Here is a 4,474-nt window from a genome sequence, read left to right as displayed (position 1 = left end):
TTAGATACCTAAATAGATACCAATCATCGTGAGGCGCGTCGACGTATTTGTCAAGACATTCTTCGGGATGGTCATTCCGGTCTCCCGCCGACGGACGGGCAGGCCGCTTTCCGGGATCTGGCAGCCTGAGAAACGGGCTGGGGCAGAATGGGATGCCGTGGGCGAGCGCGGCGGGCGACGGGTGACGATGGAGGACGTCGCCGCGGAGGCCGGAGTCTCCCGGGCGCTGGTCTCGCTCGTGATCCGTGACGCGCCGCACGTCAAGGAGGACAAGCGGGCGGCGGTGCTCGCGGCGATCGACCGGCTCGGCTATCGCCGCAACAGCCTCGCGAGCCGGCTCGCGAGCAGGCGCACCGCGACGCTGGGCCTCCTCGTCCTCGACCTGCGCAACCCTGTGTGGGCCGACGTGACCGAGGGTGTCACCGAGGTCGCCGAGTCGTCGGGCAACCACGTGCTCATCGCCGTCGGCGGCTTCGACGAGGCGCGGGAACGCGAGGCCCTCGCCTCGCTGCTGGAGATGCAGGTCGACGGCGTCGTGCTCGCCGGCTACATGGGCCGCGCGAGCGTCCTGCGCGGCCAGCTGGCAGGCACCCCCGCGGTCGTCCTCACGCGGCGACTCGACGTGCCGGGCGTGGACTCGGTCGTCGGCGGCGACGAGCAGGGCGCCGAGCTCGCGGTCGACCATCTGGTCGCGCTCGGGCATCGACGCATCGCGCACGTGTCCGGCCCGGCGGGCATCCCGTATCCAGCCCGCCGCGAGGGCTATCTCGCGGCGATGGCGCGACATGGGCTGACCCCACGGCTGTTCGAGGGCGACCTCACCGAGACGGGCGGACGGGCCGCGATGCACGCGTTCCTCGACGACGACGGAGACGTGCCGACCGCGGTGTTCTGTTACAACGACCTGTCGGCGCTGGGCGTGCTGGACGAGCTCGACCATCGCGGCGTCCGCGTGCCCGAGGACGTCGCGGTGGTCGGCTACGACGACAGCAGCGTCGCGGCCATGCCGCGCATCGGCCTCACGTCGGTCGATCAGCACGCGCGTGCGATCGGCGAGCGGGGCGCGCGGCTGCTGCTGTCGCGCATCGCGAGCGCCGGCGGAGAAGAGCGGCACGAGTCGCTCGTGCCCGAGCTGATCGTCCGCGGATCGACGGTCGCTCTCGGTCGCTGAGGCGATCGGCGATCCGCCGAAGCCGGAGCAGGTCTCAGCGGTCTGCGTCGCTCAGGTCGAGCGCGTCGCGCAGCACGCCGGCGGCCTCGCGGACGCCGTCGACGCCGTCGACGCGAGCGTCCTCGTGCTCGATGCTCAGCACGCCGTCATAGCCGCCGGCCCGCAGGCGATCCACGAACGCGGCCCACCAGCGGACGTCGTGGCCCCGCCCGACGGTCACGAAGTTCCACGAGCGCTCGTCGACGTGCGGCACCGTCAGCGGATCGAGCAGCGACCGGACGGCGGCGCGCTCCTCGATACGGGTGTCCTTGGCGTGCACGTGGGCGACGACGCCGGCGAGCGCATCCGCCGCCGCGAGCGGGTCGGCGCCCATCCAGAGCAGATGACTGGGGTCGAGGTTCGCCGCGACGATCGGTCCGATCGCCTCGCGCAGGCGGAGCACGCCGGGCACGCTGAACACGACCTGGTTGGCGTGCATCTCGACCGCGAGGCGCTCGATCCCCTCGGCGGTGGCGAACGCCGCGAGGTCAGCCCAGTAGGGGAGCACCACGTCGTTCCACTGATAGTCGTGGACGCGGGTGGTCTCCGGCGGCCACGACGTCGTGATCCAGTTCGGCACGGTGTCGCCCGGAGCCCCCGCCGGCAGTCCCGACATCAGCACGACCGTCGTGACGCCGAGCGCGCCGGCGAGCCGGATCACGTCGCGCACCTTGCCGTCGTACTCGATGTGGTGGACGGGATGCAGCTGGTTGCCGCTCGCGTTCAACGCCGCGAGGTCGAGGCCGCGGCCGGCGATTCGGCGCAGCAGCTCGGCGCGGTCGCTCTCGCTCCGCAGCAGGCCGGGCACGTCGATATGCGGCGAGGTGGACCAGTCGCCGGCGGCGAACTCGACCGACCGCGCGCCGATGTCCCGAGCGAGATCGAGGGTGTCGTCGAGGCTGAGGCTCGCGACGCTGTCGGTGAGAAGGCCGATGTGCATGGGTTCTCCTTCGAGGATCGCCGGGCGGGAGTGCGCTCGCCGAGTGTGTTGAACTGATGTCTTGACAAGAATTTTAGAGCGCTCTAAAGTTGCCGGCAACCGCGGATGCCGCTGCGCCGCGGTGTTCTCGCACGACCGCCGGCGTATCGACCGGGATCACGAAGGAGTGTCATGACGCAGGCTCGCCGCCGCATCCGCATCGGGCTCATCGGCGCAGGCATGGCCGGTCAGGCCCACGCGTTCGGCTACCGGAACGCATCGATGGCCGACGGCCTGCGCGGTGTGCGGGTCGAGCTGGCGCACGTGGTCGACGTCTTCGCCCCGCTCGCGCAGGACGTCGCCGAGCGCTACGGGTTCGAGCGCTGGGGCACCTCCGTCGACGAGCTGCTGGCTGACCCGACCATCGACGCCGTCAGCGTCGCTCTGCCCAACAGCCAGCACCTCGACGTGCTCGGCCGCGTGCTCGCCTCGGGCAAGCACGTGCTGACCGAGAAGCCCCTCGGCATGGACGGCGCTCAGGCAGCGCAGCTCGTCGAGCTCGCGCTCGCGCCCGGCCGCGAGGGAGCGGTGGACGCGGTCGGCTTCTCGTACCGGCGGCTGCCGGGCCTCGCGGCGTTGCGGGATGCCGTCGCCGACGGCATCCTCGGTCCGATCCGCCACTTCGAGACGACCTACTACTGCGCGCACGCGGCCGACCCCGACGACCCGTTCACGTGGCGCTTCGACCGTGCGACCTCCGGCGGCGGCGCGCTGATCGACCTCGGCCTGCACGCCATCGACGCGGTCGAGTTCGTCGTGGGTCCGATCACCGAGATCGTCGGGGCGCGCTTCCAGACCGCGATCTCCGAGCGGTCCGATCGAGGCGGCATCCGGCACGTTGTGACCAACGACGACGCCGCGGCGCTCCTGATGGTCGCCGGCGACGGGGCCACCGGCACGCTGCAGACCAGCCGCATCGCGCACGGCAAGCCCAACTCGCTGCAGATCGCCGTGTTCGGCGCGAACGGCTCGGCGTCGTTCAGCACCGAGGACCTCAATCAGTTCACGATCCATCTCGCCGGTGGCGACGCGCGCTTCGACGGCCCGCGGCGCGTCATCACCGGACCGCTCCACGGCGCCTACCCGGACGTCTCGTCCTTCCGGTCCCGGGGAGTCGGCACCGGATATGGCGAGGCCTTCATCGCACAGGTCCAGGCGTTCCTCCGCTGCATCCTCGACGGAACTCGGATGGACTCCGACTTCGCGGCCGCCGCGACGACCATGCGCATCCTCGACGCGGCGGAGCGGGCGGCTGCGCAGGGGCGGCCGGTCGTGCTGGAGGGCGCCGGCGCATGAGCGAGCCGCTCGTGCTCCCCGTCTCGCGCGTCCCCGCGCCGCGGACCGCGCCCTCCCTCGGCTGGGGGGTCATGGGTCCCGGCCGCATCGCGGATGCCTTCGCGACCTCGCTCCGGGCCCATACCGCGCAGCGTCTCGTCGCGGTCGGGTCGCGCTCCGCGGCGCGCGGCGCTGAGTTCGCGCGTCGCCACGGCATCGCGGCGGTGCACGCGTCGTACGAGGAGCTCGCCGCGGATTCGCGCGTGGACGTCGTCTACGTCGCCACCCCGCATCCGTTCCACGCGGAGTGCGCTCTGGTCGCGATCGCCCACGGCAAGCACGTGGTCGTCGAGAAGCCGTTCGCCATGGACGCCGACGAGGCCGAGCGCGTCGCCGAGGCGGCGGCGCGGCGCGGCGTGTTCGCGATGGAGGCGATGTGGCCGCGCTTCCTGCCTGCCGCCGACGTCCTTCGCCAGGTGCTCGACGACGGGCTGATCGGCGAGCCGCGCGCGCTGCTGGCCGACCTCGGGGAGCACTTCCCGTACGATCCCGCACACCGGCTCTTCGACCCGGCTCTGGGCGGGGGAGCGGTGCTCGACCTCGGCGTCTATCTCGTGTCGTTCTCCTCGCTCGTGCTGGGACGCCCGGATGCCGTCGTCGCCATCGGATCGTTCACCGACACGGGCGTCGACGCGCAGGCCACGATCGTCCTGCGCGGGCGGGACGGACGTCAGGCGCATCTGTACACGACGCTCGAGGCGCGCACTCCCACCGGCGCGGTCGTCGTCGGGAGTCGGGGAACCGTCGAGGTCGGCTCGCCGTTCTACCTGCCCCCACGACTGACCGTGCGCCGGCACGGCGAGGAGCCGACGGCGCGCGCGGAGTTCTCGCAGCACGTGCCCGAGGACGGCCTGTGCTTCGAGGCCGCCGAGGTCGCGCGGTGCATCGACGCCGGGCTCACCGGGTCACCGCTCATGCCTGTCGGCGAGACGGTCGCGATCGCCCGCACG

At 72.0% G+C, this 4,474-nt stretch carries 4 protein-coding genes; 3 read left to right on the top strand and 1 reads right to left on the bottom strand.

Annotated features, from left to right (window positions below):
* Window positions 1-157 precede the first annotated feature (157 nt).
* The gene (locus tag WML84_RS13145) at window positions 158-1,171 is read left to right on the top strand and encodes a LacI family DNA-binding transcriptional regulator (RefSeq protein WP_347346591.1); all 1,014 of its coding nucleotides are present in this window, start codon (window positions 158-160) and stop codon (window positions 1,169-1,171) included.
* 34 nt (window positions 1,172-1,205) lie between these two features.
* On the opposite strand, the gene WML84_RS13140 is transcribed toward WML84_RS13145, so the two are convergent.
* Window positions 1,206-2,150 carry a sugar phosphate isomerase/epimerase gene (locus tag WML84_RS13140; protein ID WP_347346590.1) on the bottom strand — a complete coding sequence of 315 codons (945 nt, stop codon included), beginning with the start codon at window positions 2,148-2,150 and terminating at the stop codon, window positions 1,206-1,208.
* A gap of 171 nt (window positions 2,151-2,321) precedes the next feature.
* On the opposite strand from WML84_RS13140, the gene WML84_RS13135 reads away from it, so the two are divergent.
* Together WML84_RS13135 and WML84_RS13130 are read left to right on the top strand one after the other, a co-directional pair.
* On the top strand, window positions 2,322-3,485 hold the full coding sequence (locus WML84_RS13135; RefSeq protein ID WP_347346589.1) for a Gfo/Idh/MocA family oxidoreductase: 1,164 nt from the start codon (window positions 2,322-2,324) through the stop codon (window positions 3,483-3,485).
* Window positions 3,482-4,474: Gfo/Idh/MocA family oxidoreductase (locus WML84_RS13130; protein WP_347346588.1), on the top strand; the 993-nt coding region annotated here is incomplete at its 3' end. The genes WML84_RS13135 and WML84_RS13130, both read left to right, overlap by 4 nt.

This window comes from Microbacterium sp. (genome assembly GCF_039812165.1).
Lineage (GTDB): Bacteria > Actinomycetota > Actinomycetes > Actinomycetales > Microbacteriaceae > Microbacterium.
This window is presented reverse-complemented; position numbering and strand designations above follow the sequence as displayed.

What these genes read in the sequence shown, in the direction of transcription:
- WML84_RS13140 (WP_347346590.1), bottom strand. Translation starts at nt 2,150, where the DNA reads ATGCACATCGGCCTTCTCACCGACAGCGTCGCGAGCCTCAGCCTCGAC.
- WML84_RS13135 (WP_347346589.1), top strand. Translation starts at nt 2,322, where the DNA reads ATGACGCAGGCTCGCCGCCGCATCCGCATCGGGCTCATCGGCGCAGGC.